Consider the following 22,197-nt stretch of genomic DNA (forward strand, 5'->3'; position numbering starts at 1 on the left):
TTAATGGATACGGCAGCAATGCCAAAAAAGCAGCGCCGGAATTTTCCCGGCGCTGCTTTTTTTTTTGAATTTGTAAATGATGCTTCTGGACAATGCCGGGGCATCATTTTGCTATGTAGACAAAATTCGGATCGATTTCCTGATCCAATTGGCGGAAAGTGGTTCCGAGCAGTTCGTCATAGGCAGCAAGTTCATCTCTCGAAATCCGCTTTTCCTTTGGCAGGTAGATGGGCTTGCCGAAGCGGACAGTCGCCTTTTTGCGTTTCAGGAGATCCTTGAGTGTGAGCGGGCCTTGATAGACAACCGGAAGGATCGGAACGTTGGCCAGCTTGGCGATGGATGAAGTGCCGCCTTTGATTTCTGCGGAATGCCTTGATCCGGTCGGGAAAATCAGCAGGTTGGTTTTGCCTTCCTTCAGAATCGAAACAGGTTGCTTTAGGGCGCTCGGACCCGGGTTTTCGCGATTGACAGGGAAAGCGTTCATGTGAGTGAGCAGCCAATTCATGAATTTCCCCTTGAAGAGTTCTTGCTTCGCCATTGATGAAAATTCGTGTGGATACACGCCAAACGAAATGAAAATGGGGTCCAGCAAACTTCTGTGCGGTGCTGCAAGGATATAGACTGTGTCTTTCGGAATGTACTCTTTGTTTTGGATTTCGGTCTTGCCGTTCAGGATACGGACCAGAAATCTGACGATGATGACGACTGTTTTAAAAAACATGACAGGGCTCCTTTTGCTTTGGCATTATGCTAATCAGTATGAGATAGTTTGTCGAATATTTCAAGTTAAATATTCCGTTCCGGCCTCCATCAAAGGGGAAGAAGGTATATTTTTCGACGAAATTGCAGTACAATAAAGGATGGACAGCAAGAAGCAGAGGAAGTGATAGCGTGAAATGGAGTATGCCGGACAAGTTGATACAAGAGGGACGCGAATATGTGAATGAGGATCGCGTACTATCCGTGCAACCGGATTTTCACAGCCAGGTTTGGCATTGTGAGGTGCTCGGCAGTAAAATGTATCATGTCACCTTAGACGGGACAGCCAAGGAACAGGATGTATGTCAGTGCAAGTACTGGAAAAATCATCAGTATTGCAAGCATACGATCGCTGTTGAATTGTATCTGAAGGAGAAATGCGGCACCCGTATTCTGACGGAAAGCAGCGCTGAACAGTTTCAGGTCGATGCGGAAACTGCCGGTCAAGAATTTGTGAACGACTTGACGCAGATTTTCTTCCAAGAAAACAAAGGCGCCCAGGGCCTGAACACCCAAGCAGATTTTATAGTGCAGTATACGCTGCAGGTTCTGCGCATGAAACCAAATAATCTGATGCAAAACACAGGTGAGCATGTATTGGCTCTATCCTTGCGTGCAGGGGTCGATAAACCCTACATGGTCACCAATATCGAACAATTTACGGAACAATTCATCAAACAAGAAAAATGGGAATACCGTCTCGGCGATGGGATCGATTTCCGGACAGTGAAGATACAGGAAATGGACCAGCCCATCATCTACCGGTTGCATAAGTTGCTTGAGGAGCAACCCGCTGCCTTGAATAAGCAATTGCTGAATGTTACGGCCAGAAAATTGGATTCCTATCTGATCCTTCCGCCGAGTGCAGCGCACTCCATCTTGGAGGATTTGATCCAAACCGGCCGGGTCGAATGGATCGCCGGCGAGCAAACGTATCCGGATGTACAGATCAGTCCCGAAAAACCGGGCTATCAATTCCTTTTGGGAAAGAAAGGCAAGGGAATAGAACTTCGCATCCAGTGTGACAATATCATCCAGCTGTTGGATTATGACTGGCTGATCGAGGGCAACAAAGTTCACCCACTCAGTGTGCAGCAACATAAACTGTTGGGGTACCTCTCGTTCTTTGAAAAACGTTTTGACGACTCAAATGTGATCGGAATCGAAGAACCTGATGTATCGGATTTGCTGACTTATGTCATCCCGTTGCTGAAACAAATCGGAACGGTGCACTTCAGTGAAGAACTGGAGCGCAACATCATCGATGAGCCGTTGACTGTATCCATCCAATTCCGTGGTCCGGCGAAGCGCATAAAAGGGGAAATTTTCTTCAAATACGGGGAAACGGTCTTCCGACAGAACCGCGCCTCGAAAACAGAGTCCCAATTTCTGATCAGGGACACAATAGGGGAAGAGCGGATCCTGCAGGTATTGGAAAATCTGGAATTCAACATAATCGAAAACCAAGTATCCTTTCTGGCTTCGAAGGATGTGGATCTATTCAGCTTTCTTTACAGGAAAATACCTGTTTTGCGCCGTTATGCGGAGGTCGAATTAAGTCCTGACCTGCAGAATCTGATAGTGGAAAATACTGAAGTGTCAACTTCGGTCCAACGCAGAACAAGGGATTCCTTTTTGGATATCCGTTTTGATGTCGGTGGCATTTCGGAAAATGAAATAGACAGATTGTTGAACAGCCTCAAAAAAAATGACGCCTACTACAAGACGGAAGACGGTCGCATTTTATCTTTGGAGACGGAAACAATGAGAGAGATGAATCGTTTCCTTTCATTGATCAAAGATGAGTCCCAGCTTCACGACGGGACACTCTCCATGCCGATGATCAAGAGCATGACGCTCGAAAAAGAAATCAATGACCTGAACCCTGAGCTCGGCAGCCAAGATTTTCTGAACGAACTGTATCATTTCATCAAGCACCCGAACGAGTTTCCTGCTGAACTGCCGAAAACATTGCAGGCGGATTTACGTCCGTATCAAGTGACCGGCTTCAAATGGCTGAAATTCCTTTCCAACTACGGTTTAGGCGGTATTTTGGCTGATGAAATGGGACTCGGCAAAACGCTCCAGCTGATCACTTTTCTGCTCAGCGAAGTTGAGGAAGGCAAAAATGATGCCAAACCCGCTTTGGTCATCGCACCGGCTTCTCTGATCTACAACTGGAAATACGAATTCCAAAAATTTGCGCCATTGCTCAAGATAAGCGTCATCAGCGGCGTGAAAAAGGAGCGGGATGAGCAGTTGTCCCAGTTGCCCGAGAACGGCATTGCGATAACCTCTTACCAAAGTTTCCGGCAGGATATCGAGTCCTACCAAAAATGTGATTTCTACGCGATGATCCTGGACGAGTCCCAATACGTCAACAATTACAATACGAAGACGTTCCGTGCCATAGCGAAGATGAATGCCCGGGTCAATATCGCGTTGAGCGGTACACCGATTGAGAACAGCGTGACGGAATTCTGGGCAATCTTCCAATTGATTTTGCCGGGATTGTTCCCGAAACTGCAGGAATTCAAAAAAATGTCACTCGAGGACATTTCGAAAACAGCCAAACCCTTCATGTTGCGCAGGCTGAAGGCCGATGTTCTAGGCGATCTTCCGGAAAAATCCGAAGCCGATATCTACAGCAGCCTCAACCGCGATCAGAAAATCATGTATTTGGCCTATCTGCAGCAACTGCAGGAAAAGGTATCTGATTATGACAGTGAAGATTTCCAACGGAACCGCATGGAGATCTTGGCCGGTCTGACCCGCCTGCGCCAAATCTGCTGCGATCCCCGTTTGGTGGATGCAGCCTACGAAGGCGGTTCGGGGAAATTGGAGCAACTGGTCGAAATATTGAAAAATGCCCAAGAGAACAACCAGCATGTTTTGGTGTTTTCACAGTTCACTTCCATGCTGAAGTTGATCGAAGCAGAGTTGGCCAAGGAAAATTTAAGCCATCTCTATCTGAGCGGAAAAACCCCTCCCGCCGAAAGGATTACGTTGGTCAATCAGTTCAACGAAGGCCACACGGATGTCTTTTTGATTTCCCTGAAAGCGGGCGGCACCGGATTGAACCTGACCGGCGCAGACACCGTCATCCTATTCGATCTATGGTGGAACCCGGCAGTAGAAGAGCAAGCTGCAGGGCGAGCACACCGCATCGGCCAAAAGAAAAACGTGCAAGTGTACCGTTTCATCGCGGAGGGAACCATCGAGGAGAAAATCAACCAATTGCAGCAGGACAAAAAGATGCTCTTTGATCAGTTGATCGTATCCGAAGGGGAAGAGGCGCTCAGCCGACAACGGTTGACGAACGATGACATCAAGCAGATTTTGGGGATCCAATCCTGAAATAACCAGTAATGAGGCTTTTTGATAGCCATTTTCTGAAAAAACACTTGCTTCTTTCAGTATAATTCGATATAATTATCAACGGTGCAAAACCACATTTCACACCTTGATCGATACGGCGGACGTTGCTTATCGTAAGATGAGTTTCTGCTGTAGAAGAAATCGGGGGAGGAAAATAAAAACAAACTTGGAGGAAACAAACATGGCAGTAATTTCAATGAAACAATTATTGGAAGCAGGCGTACACTTCGGTCACCAGACTCGTCGTTGGAACCCAAAAATGAAGAGATACATCTTTACAGAAAGAAACGGTATCTACATCATCGACTTGCAAAAAACTGTAAAATTAGTCGACGAAGCATACAAATATATGCTTAACGTTGCTGAAGAAGGCGGCGTAGCTTTATTCGTAGGGACTAAGAAACAAGCGCAAGATTCAATCAAAGACGAAGCTATCCGTTCAGGTCAGTTCTTCGTAAATCACCGTTGGTTAGGTGGTACTTTGACTAACTGGGATACTATCCAAAAACGTATCAAACGTTTGAAATCAATCGAAGCTATGTCTGAAGACGGCACTTTCGAACTACTTCCTAAAAAAGAAGTTTCTATCTTGAAAAAAGAACAAGAACGTTTGGAAAAATTCTTGGGCGGTATCAAAGATATGCCTAGAATCCCGGATGTAATGTTCATCGTTGACCCAAGAAAAGAAAGAATCGCTGTTCAAGAAGCTCACAAATTGAACATTCCTATCGTCGCTATGGTTGACACAAACTGTGATCCAGATGAAATCGACGTAGTAATCCCTTCAAATGATGATGCTATCCGCGCAGTTAAATTGATCACTGCTAAAATGGCTGATGCTTTCATCGAAGGCAACCAAGGAAAAGACCAAGCTGAAATTTCTGTTGAAGAAACTTTTGCAGCTGAAGCTGACGAAGCAACTTCATTAGAAGAAATCGTTGAAGTTGTAGAAGGCAACAACGAATAATATTTCCTATTTAGTTTGAAGCAACGAGCTGTCTCAGAAAAGAAGAAAGATATAGCCGATTTGGCAGCCGACATCTTTTCTATTCTCTTTGGGACAGCTTTTTTTATGAAAAAGAATATTCAGGAGGAATCATAGAATGGCACAAGTAACAGCAAAAATGGTTAAAGAATTACGCGACATGACAGGCGTAGGCATGATGGATGCTAAAAGAGCTCTAGTAGAAGTCGATGGCGACATGAACAAAGCGGTTGACTACCTAAGAGAAAACGGTATGGCTAAAGCAGCTAAAAAAGCTGACCGTATCGCTGCTGAAGGACTTGCAAACGTATATGTTGACGGGAATACAGCCGTAATCGCTGAAATCAATGCAGAAACTGACTTTGTTGCGAAAAACGACAAATTCCAAAACTTAGTAGCTGATATCACAGCAATCATCGCTAAAAACAAACCAGAAACTGTGGAAGCTGCTTTAGCAATCGAAACTGCTGACGGTACATTAAACGATGTTATCTTGAACGCTACTACAGTAATCGGCGAAAAAATTACTTTGCGTCGCTTTACTATCGTTGAAAAAACGGATGCTGATGCTTTCGGCGCTTACCTGCACCAAGGCGGACGTATTGCTGTATTGACATTATTGGAAGGATCTGCTGATGCGGATGCTGCTAAAGACATCTCTATGCACATCGCTGCCATCAATCCTAAATATGTTTCACGCGACGAAGTTTCTGCTGAAGAACTTGAACATGAAAAGAAAGTTCTGACTGAACAAGCTTTGAACGAAGGCAAACCAGCCAACATCGTTGAAAAAATGATTGTAGGCCGTTTGAACAAATTCTTGAGCGAAATTTCATTGAACGATCAACCTTTTGTTAAAGATCCAGATCAAACAGTTGGACAATTTGCTGCTTCTAAAGGCGGCGCTGTTAAATCTTTCGTTCGCTACGCTGTAGGCGAAGGCATCGAAAAACGCTCTGTGGACTTTGCTGAAGAAGTAATGAGCCAAGTTAAAAAATAATGAAAATTGCCCCTTAATTGGGGCTTTTTTATCATAGTCATAAGCCTGATTGATCAGGGGTCAGCCAATTACGGAGGGAAATATAGAATGAGTGAACCAAAATACAAACGCGTTGTTTTAAAACTAAGCGGTGAAGCTTTAGCGGGCAACACTGGTTTCGGAATCAATCCGCCGACGATCGAAGAAATCGTTAAAGAAATCAAAGAAGTACATGACTTGGGCGTAGAAATGGCTATCGTTGTGGGCGGCGGCAATATTTGGCGCGGCACGACAGGCGCTGAAATGGGCATGGAGAGAGCGCAAGCCGACTATATGGGTATGCTTGCGACTGTCATGAATTCTTTGGCTCTGCAGGATGCATTGGAGAATGCCGGCGTGCCGACCCGTGTTCAGACTTCCATCGAAATGAGACAGATTGCCGAACCTTACATCCGCAGACGTGCTGTCCGTCATCTTGAAAAAGGACGCGTTGTGATCTTTGCTGCCGGTACCGGCAATCCTTACTTCTCTACTGATACGACAGCAGCCCTTCGTGCCGCTGAAATCAATGCTGACGTTATTTTGATGGCTAAGAACAATGTTGATGGGGTCTATTCATCCGATCCGATGAAGGACTTGAACGCAACAAAATTCTCTGAATTGACTCATTTGGATGTTATTTCCAAAGGACTGCAAGTAATGGATACTACAGCAAGCTCATTAAGCATGGATAACGACATCCCGTTGGTTGTATTTAACTTAAACAGACAAGGGAATATTCGCCGTGTTATACTTGGAGAAGATATCGGAACGACTGTTAGGGGGAAATAATCATGGTTAAAGAAATCCTTGATAATGCGATCGACAGAATGAAAAAAACGGAAGCTGCATTGATCCGCGAACTTGGCTCTATTCGGGCAGGCCGCGCGAATGCAAGTTTATTGGACCGTATCGAAGTGGAATACTACGGAACGAACACGCCAGTAAATCAATTGGCTTCCATCACGATTCCTGAAGGACGCATGTTGTTGGTGACGCCTTACGATAAATCCAGTATCGGTGATATCGAACGTGCGATTTACCAAAGCGACCTGGGCATCAACCCAGCCAATGACGGTAACGTCATCCGTTTGGTTATCCCGGCACTGACTTCAGAGCGACGCAAAGAGTTGGCGAAAACTGTCGGCAAAGAAAACGAAGCGGCTAAAGTCTCTATCCGTAATATTCGCCGCGATGCCATCGAAGCGTTGAAAAAAGCAGAAAAGAACAAAGAAATCACAGAAGATGAGTTGCGCACTTACGAAAAGAAAGTGCAAGAGTTCACCGACAAATCTTCCAAAGAAATCGACAAAATAACAGCGGACAAAGAAAAAGAAATTTTGGACGTTTAAAATTTCATCCGCAGAAAAGTAGCCGGGGCACAAATCATTTCGAATGATTTGTGCCCTGGCTCTTTTTAAAATAGTGGCCACACTTAAAAATTTTATAAATTCCTGTTAATCATAGGAATTCAAGCGGGTTTTTGTTAAAATATAGAGAGTTATGAAAAAGTGAGGGATAAAGCATGGCTCTATTCAAGAGTGAGAATCCAAAAACAGAATTGCCGTTCGATGAGAACGGCATCGTTCCAGCCCATGTCGCCATCATCATGGACGGGAATGGCCGTTGGGCAAAGAAAAAATTGATGCCGCGGGTCTACGGACACAAAGAGGGCATGAACACCGTGAAAAGGATAGCCATAGAAGCAAGCCGCCTTGATGTGAAGGTGTTGACGCTCTATGCCTTTTCGACAGAAAATTGGAAACGTCCGACTGATGAAGTCAATTTTTTGATGGGTTTGCCCATCGATTTTTTTGATGTGTTCATGCCGGAATTGATGCAGAACAACATCAAAGTGACGACCATCGGCTGGATCGATCAATTGCCCGAAAAGACGCTGAAGGTCGTGCAAAATGCGATCGAAAAAACGAAAGACAACACCGGCTTGATTCTGAATTTCGCTCTGAATTACGGTTCCAGGGCAGAAATCCTCCAAGCGACAAAAATGATTGCGCGCGATGTCGCATCGGGAAAACTCTCAGAAGACGACATCACCGATGAAGTATTCGCCGGATACCTATTCACAAGTGGACTTGGCGAATGGCAAGATCCCGACTTGCTGATCCGCACCAGCGGGGAAATCCGTTTGAGCAACTTCTTGCTTTGGCAGGCTGCGTACAGTGAAATGTACTTCACGGAAGAATTTTGGCCTGATTTTTCAACAGCCAGCTTGCAGGCTGCGCTAGCAGAATATCAGCATCGCAATCGCCGCTTCGGCGGCATATAGGGAGGATACCATGAAGGAAAGAGTAATCACAGGCATAGTGGCTGCCGCCGTTTTTATCCCATTCTTATGGATTGGGGGACTGGCGCTGCAACTGCTCATGACAGCAATCGGCTTGATTGCCGTCCAAGAACTATTAAAGATGAAAAAGCTGACCATCTTCAGCATGGAGGGAATCATCACCGCTTTGGCGACCGTCCTTTTGATGTTGCCGGAATCCTACCTGCATTTCATCCCAGACGGCATCGATGCGATGCTTTTGATTTATTTGGAAGCATTGATACTGTTCGTATTCACAGTGTTCTCAAGAAATGATTTCACCTTCGACGATGCAGCTGCTTCCGTGCTGACTTCCCTTTATGTCGGGAGAGGTTTCTATTACTTCATGCAGACAAGGGATATCGGATTTTGGATGGTTCTTTTAGTGCTGTTCATCATCTGGGGGACGGATATCGGCGCTTACATGATCGGAAGAAAAATAGGCAAGAACAAATTGGCACCGGCAATCAGCCCCAACAAAACGATCGAAGGCTCCGTCGGCGGATCGATCGCTGCTGTGCTGATCGCTATCGTATTTTTCCATTACTACAATCCGTTGGAGTTATCGATGGGCCTCCAAATCATGCTGACAGTCCTGCTTTCGGTCTGCGGGCAGATGGGTGATTTGGTCGAATCGGCATTCAAGCGCTATTTTGGCGTCAAGGATGCCGGGAAGATATTGCCCGGACATGGCGGCATGCTCGATCGTTTCGACAGTACGCTTTTTGTGATGCCTGTGTTCCATATTTTTCTGCATTTCATATTTTAAGAACAGCAAGGCAAGATACAGAAAGGGAGGGATCACATGTTTCAGACAATCATAACATTCATCATCGTGTTCAGCATATTAGTGATCATCCATGAATTCGGCCATTTCTATTTTGCGAAAAAAGCTGGTATTTTGGTTCGTGAATTCGCAATCGGAATGGGACCGAAAATCTTCTCTCATCGCAAAAATGGAACGACCTATACGATCCGGATGCTGCCTATCGGCGGCTATGTGCGGATGGCAGGCATCGGGGATGAGGATACCGAGTTGAAACCCGGTATGCCGCTTAACATAACCATGGATGAGGCACAACAGGTCACTCAAATAGATTTAAGCAACAAACAGCATCTGCATGCTGTTCCGATAGAATTACTGGAAGCTGATCTGGAACAGGCTCTCTTCATAAAGGGCATCATTCCGGGAAGTTCGGAACCCGTTACCTATGAAGTCAAACGCGATGCGACAATCATCGAAGCGGACGGGACGGAGCTTCAGATCGCTCCCATCGATGTGCAATACCAATCAGCGCCCTTGCTGAAACGGATGATGACAAACTTTGCCGGACCGATGAATAATTTCATTTTGGGTATTGCGGTGTTCATCACGATTGCGTTCATTCAAGGCGGCGTTACGGTCAACGATAATCGCCTAGGTGAAATCCAACCTGACAGCCCTGCGGAAGCAGCCGGTTTACGTGCGGATGATGAAGTCCTGGCTGTGAACGGCGAAGAAATCGCTGAATGGACGGAACTGGTTGCCGCCATCCAAGCCAATCCGGGCAACGAAATCACACTCTCTGTCGTGACTGACGGCCAGGAAGCGCGCGATGTCCTCGTCACGCCAGACACGAAAACCGATGAACAAGGCAATGACTATGGGCTGATTGGTGTCGCTCCCCCGATGGATCGCACCTTGATGGCTAAACTCAGTTACGGCTTCGAAGAATTTTGGTTGATAGCCACTTCGATCTTCGGATTGGTCTTCTCCATGTTCAGGACCGGCTTCCAAGCCGATTCATTCGGAGGGCCTGTCGCCATCTATGCGGCAACGGAACAAGTCGTTGATTATGGCTTTCTGAGCGTGCTCAGTTTCCTGGCCTATTTGAGCATCAACCTTGGTGTCGTGAATCTTTTGCCGATTCCGGCATTGGATGGCGGGAAACTGCTGCTGAACGTAGTGGAAGGAATCCGAGGCAAGCCGCTGGACCCGGAGAAGGAAGGCATCATCACAGCTATCGGAATGGGGCTGTTGCTCCTGCTGATGGTCATCGTCACTTGGAACGATATCCAAAGATTTTTCTTTGGCCAATGATAGGAAGAAAATAGGAAGATTCAAAGAAAGGAAAGCTCATTCTTTGGATCTTTTTGTTTGTTAGTTGAGAAGGAGAGATCAAATGGCATTATCGAAACATGAATTGTTCCAGCAGATGCTGGAACAGATAAATCTGCATCACAAGCCGGAGTACCTGCCGTATTTTGAAAACGGGGAAATCGAACAGGTCATCGTGCATAAAAAGTCCAAATTATGGTCATTCCAGTTCGTTTTTGACAACGTCCTGCCTTTCGAAGTGTTCAATGCTTTGATGAACCACATGAAAATAAAATTCCAATCTATCGCCACGATCGATTTTCAGATCAAAACAAGGAAACCGATCCTGACCAACGAGAGCATCCTGGATTATTGGGAAACGGTCGTCCAGCGCAGCAACATATCCTCGCCGCTGGTCCAGACGCTTTTTGCTAAACATACGCCAGTCGTCTTGAACAACAAAGTCGTGATCAATGTTGAAAATGAAATAACCAAAAATCATTTGGCGGATAACTACCTATCGGTGATCCAACAGAATTATCTGGTCTTGGGGTTCCCCAGTTTCCAAATCATGATTGAAGTGGACGAGGAAGCATCCGAAGCCAGAATGGCGCAATATCTGGCAAGGAAACAAGAGCAGGATGAAATGTTGGTCAAACAAGCAGAAGAAGCCATCAAACAAAACCAACAGGACAGACAACGCAGTGACGGCTCGCAATCGAAAGCAGGCAACAACGGCCCCTTGCTGATCGGCAGACAGATTTCAGGCAAGGAAGAAATCAAACAGATGGCTTCGATCACTGAAGAAGAGCGTTCCGTGGTCATTGAAGGCTACATTTTTGACAGCGAAATCCGGGAACTGCGCTCCGGCCGGAAACTGCTCGTATTCAAAATGACGGATTACACTTCCTCGTTTTCAGTGAAGTTGTTCTCGTCGAATGAAACAGATGAACAGAATTTCGAGTTGGTCAAAAAAGGCATCTGGGTGCGCGTCCGCGGGAGTGTCCAAGAAGACACGTTCATGCGTGACTTGGTTGTGAATGGCCGCGACGTCAATGAGGTGGCGCATGCGGAACGGAAAGATCGTGCGCCCGAAGATGAAAAAAGAGTCGAATTGCATCTGCACTCAAATATGAGTCAGATGGATGCCACCAATGGCATCGGCGATTTTGTCAAACAAGCAGCCAAATGGGGACACAAAGCCATCGCGCTGACTGACCATGCCGCCGCGCAAGGCTATCCCGACGCCCATGCAGCCGGAAAAGCGAATAATGTGAAAATATTGTACGGTATTGAAGCGTACGTCGTCGATGACGGTGTTCCGATTGCCTATAATCCGGTCCATGAAGATCTCAGCGAAGCAATCTATGTCGTATTCGACGTGGAAACGACGGGCTTGTCTGCAGTTTACGACAAAATCATCGAGCTGGCTGCCGTAAAAATGTACAAAGGAAATGTCATTGAGACATTCGAAGAGTTCATCAATCCGGGTCATCCGTTGTCGCAGACGACCATCCAATTGACCGGCATAACCGATGACATGGTGCGCGACTCCAAACCGGAAAAAACGGTGTTGGAGGCATTCACGGCATTCTCTGAGGGTTCCATTCTCGTAGCCCATAATGCCAGTTTTGACATGGGCTTCCTGAACAACAGTTATGAACGCCATGGCATGCCAGAAGCGCCGCAACCGGTGATCGACACCTTGGAGATGTCCCGTTTCCTGCATCCGCAATTGAAATCCCATCGTTTGAATACATTAGCGAAACGCTATGGTGTCGGCTTGGAACAGCATCACCGAGCAGTTTATGATTCCGAAACAACAGGGGCACTCTGCTGGATATTCCTGAAGGAAGCACGCGAAGATCATAACATCCTGTTTCATGATGAACTCAACAAATACATTGGCGGCGGCGATTCTTATAAACGGGCACGGCCGTTCCACGCAACAATTTTGGCAAAAAATCAAGATGGATTGAAGGACCTGTTCAAAATCATTTCCGCTTCGAATATCGAGTATTATTACCGGACACCGCGCCTTCCGCGCAGCGTCCTGCAAGCAATCCGGGGAAACTTATTGATCGGTTCTGCCTGCAGCGAAGGCGAGATATTTGAAGCGATGATGCAAAAAGGGGCAGAGGTAGCAAAAGAGAAAGCCAAGTTCTACGATTACATCGAAGTCATGCCGAAAGAGGTTTATGCCCCGCTCATCACGAAGGAATTAGTCAAGAATGAAAGCGACCTGGAGGAGATCATCACCCAAATCGTCGCCATCGGGGATGAACTCGGCAAGACGGTCGTCGCAACCGGAAATGTCCATTACCTGAACAAAGAGGACGCCATCTACCGGGAAATATTGATCGGTTCCCTGAAGGTGAACCAAGGCAAGATCCTGCATATGCCGGAAGCCCATTTCCGGACGACAGATGAGATGCTCGACTGCTTCTCCTTCCTGGGCAAAGAAAAAGCCAAGGAAATCGTTGTTTATAATACCCAGAAAATCGCTGACAGCACGGAAGTGATCGTGCCGATCAAAGACCAATTGTATACACCCAACATGGAAGGTGCGAATGAGGAAGTCACGCGACTTTCCTACGATGAGGCTAAGCGTCTATATGGCGAAGAACTTCCTGAGCTGGTCGAAAAGAGACTGGAGAAAGAGCTCAACTCGATCATCGGCAACGGCTTCTCGGTAATCTATCTGATTTCCCAAAAATTGGTGCTGAAGAGCAACCAGGACGGTTACTTGGTAGGGTCCCGGGGCTCGGTAGGCTCAAGTTTTGTAGCCACCATGACCGGGATAACGGAAGTCAACCCTTTGCCGCCGCATTACCGCTGTCCGGAATGCAAATATTCCTATTTCTATGAAGATGGATCGATCGGTTCCGGCTACGACTTGGAAAAGAAGGACTGCCCGAAATGCGGGGCGGACATGGACCGCGACGGCCACGATATCCCATTCGAAACGTTCCTTGGTTTCTACGGAGACAAAGTACCCGATATCGACTTGAACTTCTCAGGGGAATATCAAGCACATGCCCATGCCTACACGAAGGAGCTCTTCGGGGAGGAGTATGTGTACCGTGCCGGGACGATAGGTACGGTAGCGGACAAGACGGCCTTTGGATATGTGAAAGCCTATGAGCGGGATCACAACTTCAGATTCTCATCAGCGGAAATCGATCGGTTGGCAAAAGGCTGCACCGGCGTCAAACGGACGACAGGACAGCATCCCGGCGGCATCATCGTCATTCCGGACTATATGGATGTCTACGATTTTACGCCCATCCAGTTTCCGGCCGATGCCCAGGATTCTGAGTGGAAAACGACCCACTTCGACTTCCACTCGATCCATGATAACGTGCTGAAATTGGACATACTTGGACACGATGATCCGACCGTTATCCGGATGCTGCAGGATCTGTCCGGGATCGATCCGCAAACAATCCCGCCCAATGATCCGGATGTCATGAAAATATTCAGTGGCACCGAGGTGTTGGGCATCACGCCGGACCAGATATTCAGTAAAACCGGAACACTCGGAATACCTGAATTTGGAACGCGCTTTGTCCGGGGGATGCTTGAGCAGACGAGTCCGAACACCTTTGCGGAGTTGCTGCAGATTTCGGGCCTTTCCCATGGGACCGATGTCTATCTGGGCAATGCCGAAACGCTTATCCGCGAGAACAACATCCCGCTGGCGGACGTTATCGGCTGTCGTGATGACATCATGGTATATCTGATCCATCACGGTATGGATGACGGTCTGGCCTTCAAAATCATGGAGAGTGTCCGTAAAGGGAAAGGAATCCCTGATGATTGGCAGGCGGAGATGCGTGCTAAGGAAATACCTGAATGGTATATCCAATCGTGCCTGAAGATCAAATACATGTTCCCGAAAGCCCATGCGGCGGCGTACGTACTGATGGCTTTGCGCGTCGCTTATTTCAAAGTGCACCAGCCGATCCGTTATTACTGTGCTTTCTTCTCCGTGCGCGCGCAGGACTTCGATTTGGTCGCGATGACGCAAGGGAAAGAAATGATAAAGACCCGCATGAAAGAAATCATGGATAAGGGTTTGGAAGCTTCGGTCAAGGAAAAAAGTTTGCTGACCGTATTGGAATTGGCGAACGAAATGGTCGAGCGCGGTTTCACCTTCAAGATGGTCGATCTCGATAAATCGCACGCCAATAATTTTGTGATCGAAGGGGATACGCTGATTGCGCCATTCCGGGCCATCCCGGGATTGGGAGGCAACGTGGCGAACCAGATCGTTCAAGCGAGGGAAAACCAACCGTTCCTGTCCAAAGAAGACTTGGCAACGAGAGGGAAGGTTTCGAAGACGATCATCGATTACATGAATGAAAATGGCGTGTTGAAAAACTTGCCTGACGAAAATCAACTTTCTTTATTTGATTTTTAGGGGAAGGCTATTCCAAAGCCATTAGATTGGTAAGTCCTTGCATTTACTGACACAATGGTGTATGATTATATGAGAATAAGTCGTCGGATGGAGTGAGCGGAAACGCTCACTCTTTTTACGCAGTCAGCCAATGTATGACAGTGGTGTAGGATTGATAAAGGAGGATTTCTGTGAGTCGTGTAGTAGATGAAGTTCGGGTAGTGGTTCAACCAATAGTTGATGAACAGAATTTAGAATTAGTGGATATGGAGTTTTTGAAGGAAGGGAAAAACTGGTTTCTCAGAATCTATATAGATAAACCAGGCGGCATCGATATCGAGGAGTGTGCATTGATCAGCGAAAAAGTCAGTGAAGCTTTGGATGCCATCGACCCGGATCCGATCCCGCAAGCGTATTTCCTGGAGGTGTCCTCACCAGGCGCAGAGCGTCCATTAAAGACTGAAGCAGATATGCAGAATGCCATCGGTAAATACGTGCATCTGTCCTTCTATCAAGCAATTGATGGTGAGAAGTTCTACGAAGGAACGTTGAAGGAATTAAATGACGAATCCGTCGTATTGACGATCAGAATCAAAACAAGAACAAAAGATATCGAAATCGAAAGAAAACAGATCGCAAACGCAAGATTGGCTATCCAATTTTAATCATTTTTTGAGATAGGAGTGAAGAAATAATATGAGCAAAGAAATGTTAAGTGCTCTTGAAGTGTTGGAAAAAGACAAAGGTATTTCAAAAGAGATTGTCATCAGTGCGTTGGAAGCTGCGCTTGTGTCTGCATACAAACGTAATTATGGTCAGGCCCAAAACGTTGAAGTGGAATTCGATACGAAAAAAGGGGACATCCATGTCTACGCTGTCAAAGAAGTAGTGGATATGGTGTTTGATTCGACTTTGGAAGTAAGTCTGGAGGATGCTCTGCAGATCAACAAAGCATACGAATTAGGCGACAAAATTCGTTTTGAGGTCACTCCCAAAGATTTTGGACGGATTGCCGCTCAGACAGCTAAGCAAGTCATCATGCAGCGTATCCGTGAAGCGGAACGCAGCATCGTCTACAATCAATTTATCGCATATGAGAATGACATTTTGACGGGTGTCGTCGAAAGAATGGACAGCCGTTACATTTATGTGAGCCTTGGGAAAATTGAAGCGGTATTGTCTAAGCAGGAGCAGATTCCGAATGAAACGTTCCAGCCGCACGACCGCATCAAAGTGTACATCACAAAGGTCGAAAACACTTCAAAAGGGCCGCAAGTTTTTGTCAGCCGCAGTCATCCCGACTTGCTGAAGCGCTTGTTTGAGCAAGAGGTTCCTGAAATCTTCGACGGCGTTGTCGAAATCGTCTCGATCGCACGTGAAGCCGGAGACCGTTCAAAAGTAGCCGTGCGCTCCCGCGATAAGAACGTCGACCCTGTCGGCACCTGCGTAGGCCCAAGAGGCCAACGTGTCCAAGCGATCGTAAACGAATTGCGCGGAGAAAACATGGATATCGTTGAATGGAACGAAGATCCGTCGATCTACATTGGAAATGCATTGAATCCGGCACAAGTCGTGAAGGTGGATTTCCATCAGGCAGACGGCAGTTGCACAGTCATCGTTCCTGATTATCAGCTATCATTGGCAATCGGTAAAAAAGGTCAAAATGCGCGCTTAGCGGCTAAATTGACAGGCTATAAAATCGATATCAAGTCCGAAACAGAGTATAATAAGTTATTGATGGAATCCGGTGCTCAAGAAGTTGCAGCAGATGAAGAAGACGCTGATGCAATCCATTCCTTCGCTGGCTTGGATAAGATATTTACGGCTGAGGAAGTCGCTGAAGATATCGCTGTTCCAGCTGACGAAACGGATTATACGGAAGAATACGAAAACGATGAAAAAATCCTTGATCCTGAAGATGTAGAGCAGCTGATCTCGGAAGTCGAGACAGATCCGGAACAAAGCTATGATGAATTAGCAGAGGACTATCAAGACTAATCAGTGAGGTGAAGGTTAATGAAGACAAGAAAAGTTCCGATGAGGAAATGCGTCGTCTCCAATGAGATGAAACCAAAAAAAGAATTGGTCCGAATCGTAAAAAATCAAGCAGGTGAAATCGCCATTGACCCTACCGGCCGCATGAATGGCCGTGGAGCCTATGTCTCTCTGGAACCTGCATTGGTGCAGAAGGCTTGGAAGCAACACATTTTGGACAAACACCTCGAGACCGCGATCAGTGATGCGTTCTATCAAGAGTTGTTCGATTATGTCGAACACCAAAAAGCAAGGAGCTTATTATGACACCTGAAGATAAGATGTTGAATTTGCTGGGGTTGGCATTGCGCGCCGGCAAACTGATCACAGGTGAAGAAATGACCATCAAATCCATCCAAAAAAATGAAGCAGTCTTCGTCCTCTGTGCGACGGACTGCAGCGATAACACCAAAGAAAAATTAGAAAACAAATGCCGCTATTATGAAGTCCCGTTCCTGGTGCATTTCACTTCGGAACAAATCAGTCAAGCAATAGGCAAGTCCCGTTCCATTTGCGCCTTGACAGATAGAGGATTCGCCAAAAGTTTCATGCGGCTGAAAGGAACAAAGTAATGAGATAAGGGAAGGTGATGACATGGAAAAAAAACGTGTCTACGAGTATGCAAACGAACACAAAATATCCAGCAAAACGGTGTTGGATAAAGCAAAACAATTGGGGATCGATTATCATAGCCATATGTCAACCATGGAAGACGGAGACATCAAAAAGTTGAACCAATCCATCTCTTCCACTGCTGGGAATCAGGTTGCCAAGCCAAGTGCACCGCAATCCAATGCGACACAGAAAAAGCAACCAGCAGACAACAAAAAGGCGCCTGCAACCGGAACACATAAACCTACTGATAAGAGTGAACTGAGGAAAAAAACAGACATGAAAAATAAACCATCGAATCCTTCTCCGAATCAAAAAAACGGTTCCGAAAATAAAGGACAAACAAGAAATACTGCAGAAAAGAATACAAATCGGCCGGCGCAAGCCACAAGCCAAGCTGGACAAAATCGTCCAAATACTAAAATGAATCGAGTTGACTCTGTTTCGCCAAACAAATCAAATGACAAACCAGTGCAGAAAACTGCAAACACGAATACTACTACCAATGCGCCAGCCAAATCAAGCCGTCCATCATACGGTCAAAATTCAGGCGGTTCCAATCCGCGCAGTCAAGGAAATCAAGGGAGAGGCAACAATCCCTACAACAAAAACAAACGTTCGAAGTTCAAAAAAGGCACGGCTAAGCAAGGACCTGCAGTACCACCACGCAAATTCCGTGAGTTACCGGAAACATTCGTCTATACAGACGGCATGAATGTAATGGAAGTTGCCAAAAAACTGCACCGTGAGCCGGCTGAAATAATCAAAAAGTTATTCCTGATGGGCATCATGGTCACGCAAAACCAAGCATTAGGAAAAGATGCTTTGGAATTGTTGGCTACTGATTATGGCATCGAAGCCGAAGAAAAAATTGTTCAGGATATTTCCGATTTGGACAGCTATTTCGAAATCGAAGAAAATCCGGAAGAATTAGTTGCAAGACCTCCAGTTGTCACTATCATGGGTCACGTCGATCATGGTAAAACGACGCTTTTGGATTCACTGCGCAACACGAACGTAATCCAAACCGAAGCAGGCGGAATCACGCAGCATATCGGTGCATATCAGGTCAAAATCGATGGCAAGCCGATCACGTTTTTGGATACACCAGGACATGCTGCCTTTACGACGATGCGTGCCCGCGGAGCGGATGTCACAGATATCACGATCATCGTTGTCGCGGCTGACGACGGAGTGATGCCACAGACAATCGAAGCTATCAGCCACGCAAAAGCGGCTGATGTTCCCATCATCGTTGCCGTAAACAAAATCGACAAACCAACAGCAAATCCAGATCGCGTAATGCAAGAATTATCCGATCAAGGTTTGGTTCCGGAAGCTTGGGGCGGCGAAACGATTTTCGTCAACATCTCAGCTAAATTCGGTCAAGGGATCGAAGAATTGTTGGAAATGATCTTGTTGGTTGCTGAGGTCCAGGAATTGAAAGCTAATCCGAATCGTTTAGCGATTGGTTCTGTTATCGAAGCCCGTTTGGATAAATCAAAAGGACCGATCGCTACCGTCTTGGTGCAATCAGGTACTTTGAAAATCGGCGATCCGATCGTAGTCGGTAATACGCATGGCCGTGTCCGCGTAATGACCAACGATCAAGGCAGACGCGTGAAAACGGCTGGACCTGCAATGCCAGTCGAAATCACAGGTTTGAATGCAGCACCGCAAGCCGGGGATCACTTTGTTGTCTTTGAAGATGAGAAGACAGCGCGTCAAGCCGGTGAAGAACGTGCGAAACGTGCCCTTATGGAGCAACGTTCAACGCAGAATCGCGTGACTTTGGACAACTTGTTCTCCAGCTTGAAAGACGGAGAACTTAAAGACGTCAATGTCATCATCAAGGCTGACGTGCAAGGTTCAGTTGAAGCCTTGGCTGCGAGCTTACAAAAAATCGAGGTAGAAGGTGTCCGCGTCAAGATCGTCCACTCGGCAGCAGGCGCAATCAACGAGAGTGACGTTACCTTGGCGGCAGCCAGCAACGCAATCATGATCGGATTCAACGTCCGTCCGACGCCTCAAGCGAAGATCCAAGCGGACAACGAGAATGTGGACATCCGTCTGCACCGTATCATCTACAATGCCATCGATGAAATCGAAACAGCGATGAAGGGCATGCTGGATCCTGAATTCGAAGAGCAAGTAACCGGTCAAGCGCTTATCCGTGAGACCTATAAAGTTTCTAAAGTCGGCACAATCGGTGGAGCTTTCGTAACCGATGGCTACATCGGAAGAAGCAGCAGTATCCGTATCATCCGCGACAACATCGTCATTTTCGACGGCAAACTTGCCAGCTTGAAACGATTCAAGGATGATGCCAAAGAAGTTAAAAAAGGCTTCGAATGTGGTGTGATGATCGAAGATTACAACGATATCCGCATCGATGATGTCATCGAAGCGTACCATATGGTTGAAATCAAGAAATGAAGCGCCACAAAAATCGAACTAGTGAGAGGTGAACCGAAATGGCTAATTTCAGAGCAGGAAGAATCAAACAAGAAATACAACGCGAAGTGAATGATATCCTGGCTAAGCGTGTAAAAGATCCGCGTGTTGCGAACGTAAACATCACTGATGTGGAAATCACCGGTGACTTGCAGCAAGCAACCATCTATTACAGTACATTGTCGGAACTTGCAAGCGATCGTGAAAAAACGCAACTAGGATTGGATAAGGCTACTGGCCTTGTCCGCAAGGAACTTGGAACGCGTCTGACCCTTTACAAGACACCGGAATTGATCTTCAAACGAGATGAATCGGTGGCTTACGGCAGTAAGATCGATGAATTGATCCGCAAAATGCATGAAGACGAAAAGAAATAAATTCCGCTAGTGTTGAAACAAATAAAAGAATAGGGTTCCGGGATAAAACCGGAATCCTATTCTTTTATCTGCATTTCTGCCTGATCGGGCGTCTCAGCCGCGATGTAGATGGCTTGTTTGCCCATTTGTTCCCAAGCCAGGGTAAAGTTCCGCCTGTCGACTTTCTGGTCCTTTTGGCCGTAGGGATTATTTATGTAAAGACTATCGGCGTCGTACCCGACAACCACAACGCTGTGCATGATGTAGCTGATGTTGACCGGGCCTGTCGGCGTTTGCCACACTTCCAACGCATCATCGGGCAGGAAAGTTGTCGTCGTGACGACCCAAACAGGAAAGCCTCGGTCAAGGGCAGCAATGACAGAAGAGAAGTCCTGTCCGCTGATATCCTCCACGTGATTGGATGGGATGTATTCGGCTGCCAATGACGCGATCGGGCCATGGTAGACGCAAAAACCGTAGTCCGATCCGGTCACATCGCCGACAAACCCCTTATTTGGATTGCCGTGCAGCCCGTTTTCGTAGTAGATCGGAACCACTGGGAGCCTGTCGGCGAGATCGTTTTTCGTGACCGGTATTTCGTTGTACTGCAGGATCATGGCAAGGGCGGTGACTTCGCAGCCGAGCAGCAGGGCAGGCGGATCCAATTGATTCAGGAGCGGCACATCCAGCCGCACTAAAACCGCAGGTTCGGTTTGCAGGGGCATGGCGGATTCTGCGGTCACTTCTTCGGATTCATCGGGTCTCATTGGAATGAGACTCAGCGGTAAAAGAGTGAGTAATATGCCAGAAAATAGCGTTATGTTGTTGAGCCTGCCTTTTTTCATCCTGATTCTCCTTGTCCGGCATGCCTGGCTGCGCTTTTCAATCCTCTACACACTTATATTTTAGCATATTCCGCGATGCAGACCGATTGAAATGTCCTGTTGCGACAGCGTGACAGTAAAGCATATGGGCCATGCGTTCGCCGGATGGCAAATGCCATAAAAAAATGATTCGCGTGCCTGAAAGGCTTGACCTAGCCTAGCTTTTTTGGCAATAATGAAAGCAGTCAGATTGAAGAGGAATGGACAACAGAAAGGTTGTCTGATGGAGGATATAAAATATGATTTGGAGTAAAATGAAGCAGCAGTTGGAGAATTTCCTCGCGCCGGCGTTGGCGGGCAGAGTGGGGTATTTATCCACCAGCTATCGCTATACACCCGATAAAAACGGCCAGTGCTGCATCGCCGTGGACAATAAAAAAATCTTCAATATGAAGGACGGAACAACAGGAATAAAGTGGTACCAGTCGGAACAGGATATCAAAAATGATCCCGCACTCGTAATTCCACTCAGTGACGCCGAAATTGAGCATATCCGGATGGAAACCGGCGGAAAAGTCCCGGAAGAACGGTTGGCAGTGATTGCGAGGGACCGCAAACTGTTGGCCTACGCGAAGGAAACAATGGCTGCCCAGGTGGCCTTAAGCAAAGCCGATTTCTACAAAACCGCAAATGTTTTTCTGACCCAACCCATCGAAGCCAGCCTTGCCAGCACGGACATCCTGTTGAACTGCTTGGCCTTGCTGGACAGGCGCGTCGGCAAAAAGCGGATCATGGATATGGAAAAATCAGTGAAAATGAAGCATCCGATTGTGCAATACTTCTATAGGTTAAGGCGCAATACTATATAGTCTCAGTTGGAGAATCCAATATCCATGCATGCCATCGGGAAAAACAGCTGTCAGATACAAAAAAGGAGCCGCTCAGGTGATTGGCCTGAGCGGCTCCTTTTTTGCG

18 protein-coding genes are annotated in these 22,197 nt (G+C 46.7%); 16 read left to right on the forward strand and 2 right to left on the reverse strand.

The annotated features are described in order from the left end of the window. Nucleotides 1–103: 103 nt before the first annotated feature. The gene (locus PH235_RS00650; RefSeq protein ID WP_272160536.1) at nucleotides 104–721 is read right to left on the reverse strand and encodes a lysophospholipid acyltransferase family protein; all 618 of its coding nucleotides are present in this window, start codon (nucleotides 719–721) and stop codon (nucleotides 104–106) included. A gap of 170 nt (nucleotides 722–891) precedes the next feature. Here PH235_RS00650 and PH235_RS00655 point away from each other — a divergent pair, with 170 nt between their 5' ends. From PH235_RS00655 to rbfA, 15 genes are all read left to right on the forward strand, one after another. Beyond that, entirely contained in the window at nucleotides 892–4,116 is a 3,225-nt protein-coding gene (locus tag PH235_RS00655; RefSeq protein ID WP_272160537.1) for a DEAD/DEAH box helicase, read from the forward strand. 202 nt (nucleotides 4,117–4,318) lie between these two features. Next, nucleotides 4,319–5,104: a 30S ribosomal protein S2 gene (gene rpsB / locus PH235_RS00660; RefSeq protein ID WP_272160538.1), complete on the forward strand. Its 786-nt coding sequence runs from the start codon at nucleotides 4,319–4,321 to the stop codon at nucleotides 5,102–5,104. Between the two features lie 136 nt (nucleotides 5,105–5,240). After that, nucleotides 5,241–6,122 (forward strand): translation elongation factor Ts, encoded by an 882-nt coding sequence (gene tsf, locus PH235_RS00665; protein ID WP_272160539.1) that lies wholly within the window; start codon nucleotides 5,241–5,243, stop codon nucleotides 6,120–6,122. An 87-nt stretch (nucleotides 6,123–6,209) separates the two neighbouring features. Next, entirely contained in the window at nucleotides 6,210–6,932 is a 723-nt protein-coding gene (gene pyrH / locus PH235_RS00670; protein WP_086627869.1) for a UMP kinase, read from the forward strand. Between the two features lie 2 nt (nucleotides 6,933–6,934). Next, nucleotides 6,935–7,492 (forward strand): ribosome recycling factor, encoded by a 558-nt coding sequence (gene frr / locus PH235_RS00675; protein WP_086627870.1) that lies wholly within the window; start codon nucleotides 6,935–6,937, stop codon nucleotides 7,490–7,492. A 173-nt stretch (nucleotides 7,493–7,665) separates the two neighbouring features. Continuing rightward, nucleotides 7,666–8,427, forward strand: a complete 762-nt coding sequence (locus PH235_RS00680) for an isoprenyl transferase (RefSeq protein ID WP_272160541.1) — start codon at nucleotides 7,666–7,668, stop codon at nucleotides 8,425–8,427. A 10-nt stretch (nucleotides 8,428–8,437) separates the two neighbouring features. Beyond that, nucleotides 8,438–9,232, forward strand: a complete 795-nt coding sequence (locus PH235_RS00685) for a phosphatidate cytidylyltransferase (protein ID WP_272160543.1) — start codon at nucleotides 8,438–8,440, stop codon at nucleotides 9,230–9,232. A gap of 36 nt (nucleotides 9,233–9,268) precedes the next feature. Further along, nucleotides 9,269–10,543, forward strand: coding sequence for an RIP metalloprotease RseP (gene rseP, locus PH235_RS00690; protein ID WP_272160544.1), 1,275 nt, complete (start codon nucleotides 9,269–9,271; stop codon nucleotides 10,541–10,543). 82 nt (nucleotides 10,544–10,625) lie between these two features. After that, nucleotides 10,626–14,963 (forward strand): PolC-type DNA polymerase III, encoded by a 4,338-nt coding sequence (locus PH235_RS00695; RefSeq protein WP_272160546.1) that lies wholly within the window; start codon nucleotides 10,626–10,628, stop codon nucleotides 14,961–14,963. Between the two features lie 170 nt (nucleotides 14,964–15,133). Beyond that, nucleotides 15,134–15,607: a ribosome maturation factor RimP gene (rimP, locus tag PH235_RS00700; RefSeq protein WP_106449472.1), complete on the forward strand. Its 474-nt coding sequence runs from the start codon at nucleotides 15,134–15,136 to the stop codon at nucleotides 15,605–15,607. Between the two features lie 31 nt (nucleotides 15,608–15,638). After that, nucleotides 15,639–16,940, forward strand: coding sequence for a transcription termination factor NusA (gene nusA, locus PH235_RS00705; protein ID WP_272160549.1), 1,302 nt, complete (start codon nucleotides 15,639–15,641; stop codon nucleotides 16,938–16,940). Between the two features lie 18 nt (nucleotides 16,941–16,958). Further along, entirely contained in the window at nucleotides 16,959–17,243 is a 285-nt protein-coding gene (rnpM, locus tag PH235_RS00710; RefSeq protein WP_106449474.1) for an RNase P modulator RnpM, read from the forward strand. Then, entirely contained in the window at nucleotides 17,240–17,548 is a 309-nt protein-coding gene (locus PH235_RS00715) for a L7Ae/L30e/S12e/Gadd45 family ribosomal protein (protein WP_086627878.1), read from the forward strand. Before rnpM ends, PH235_RS00715 begins: the two co-directional genes overlap by 4 nt. 22 nt (nucleotides 17,549–17,570) lie before the next feature. Further along, on the forward strand, nucleotides 17,571–20,024 hold the full coding sequence (gene infB, locus PH235_RS00720; RefSeq protein WP_272160552.1) for a translation initiation factor IF-2: 2,454 nt from the start codon (nucleotides 17,571–17,573) through the stop codon (nucleotides 20,022–20,024). 38 nt (nucleotides 20,025–20,062) lie between these two features. Continuing rightward, a complete protein-coding gene (gene rbfA / locus PH235_RS00725) occupies nucleotides 20,063–20,419 on the forward strand; it encodes a 30S ribosome-binding factor RbfA (protein WP_086627880.1) in 357 nt (118 codons plus the stop codon). Nucleotides 20,420–20,475: 56 nt separating this feature from the next. Here rbfA and PH235_RS00730 read toward each other — a convergent pair whose 3' ends face one another. Further along, a complete protein-coding gene (locus tag PH235_RS00730) occupies nucleotides 20,476–21,165 on the reverse strand; it encodes a C39 family peptidase (RefSeq protein WP_272160554.1) in 690 nt (229 codons plus the stop codon). A gap of 356 nt (nucleotides 21,166–21,521) precedes the next feature. On the opposite strand from PH235_RS00730, the gene PH235_RS00735 reads away from it, so the two are divergent. Further along, the gene (locus PH235_RS00735; RefSeq protein WP_272160555.1) at nucleotides 21,522–22,091 is read left to right on the forward strand and encodes an SF0329 family protein; all 570 of its coding nucleotides are present in this window, start codon (nucleotides 21,522–21,524) and stop codon (nucleotides 22,089–22,091) included. Nucleotides 22,092–22,197 lie beyond the last annotated feature (106 nt).

This window comes from Trichococcus sp. K1Tr, from assembly GCF_028309625.1.
In the GTDB taxonomy this organism is placed as follows: domain Bacteria; phylum Bacillota; class Bacilli; order Lactobacillales; family Aerococcaceae; genus Trichococcus.

Coding starts and splice junctions, on each gene's coding strand:
- PH235_RS00730 (WP_272160554.1), bottom strand. CDS start 21,165: ATGAGACCCGATGAATCCGAAGAAGTGACCGCAGAATCCGCCATGCCC.
- rbfA (WP_086627880.1), top strand. CDS start 20,063: ATGGCTAATTTCAGAGCAGGAAGAATCAAACAAGAAATACAACGCGAA.
- PH235_RS00695 (WP_272160546.1), top strand. CDS start 10,626: ATGGCATTATCGAAACATGAATTGTTCCAGCAGATGCTGGAACAGATA.
- rpsB (WP_272160538.1), top strand. CDS start 4,319: ATGGCAGTAATTTCAATGAAACAATTATTGGAAGCAGGCGTACACTTC.
- PH235_RS00735 (WP_272160555.1), top strand. CDS start 21,522: ATGATTTGGAGTAAAATGAAGCAGCAGTTGGAGAATTTCCTCGCGCCG.
- nusA (WP_272160549.1), top strand. CDS start 15,639: ATGAGCAAAGAAATGTTAAGTGCTCTTGAAGTGTTGGAAAAAGACAAA.
- rnpM (WP_106449474.1), top strand. CDS start 16,959: ATGAAGACAAGAAAAGTTCCGATGAGGAAATGCGTCGTCTCCAATGAG.
- rseP (WP_272160544.1), top strand. CDS start 9,269: ATGTTTCAGACAATCATAACATTCATCATCGTGTTCAGCATATTAGTG.
- infB (WP_272160552.1), top strand. CDS start 17,571: ATGGAAAAAAAACGTGTCTACGAGTATGCAAACGAACACAAAATATCC.
- PH235_RS00650 (WP_272160536.1), bottom strand. CDS start 721: ATGTTTTTTAAAACAGTCGTCATCATCGTCAGATTTCTGGTCCGTATC.
- PH235_RS00715 (WP_086627878.1), top strand. CDS start 17,240: ATGACACCTGAAGATAAGATGTTGAATTTGCTGGGGTTGGCATTGCGC.
- tsf (WP_272160539.1), top strand. CDS start 5,241: ATGGCACAAGTAACAGCAAAAATGGTTAAAGAATTACGCGACATGACA.
- PH235_RS00680 (WP_272160541.1), top strand. CDS start 7,666: ATGGCTCTATTCAAGAGTGAGAATCCAAAAACAGAATTGCCGTTCGAT.
- PH235_RS00685 (WP_272160543.1), top strand. CDS start 8,438: ATGAAGGAAAGAGTAATCACAGGCATAGTGGCTGCCGCCGTTTTTATC.
- pyrH (WP_086627869.1), top strand. CDS start 6,210: ATGAGTGAACCAAAATACAAACGCGTTGTTTTAAAACTAAGCGGTGAA.
- frr (WP_086627870.1), top strand. CDS start 6,935: ATGGTTAAAGAAATCCTTGATAATGCGATCGACAGAATGAAAAAAACG.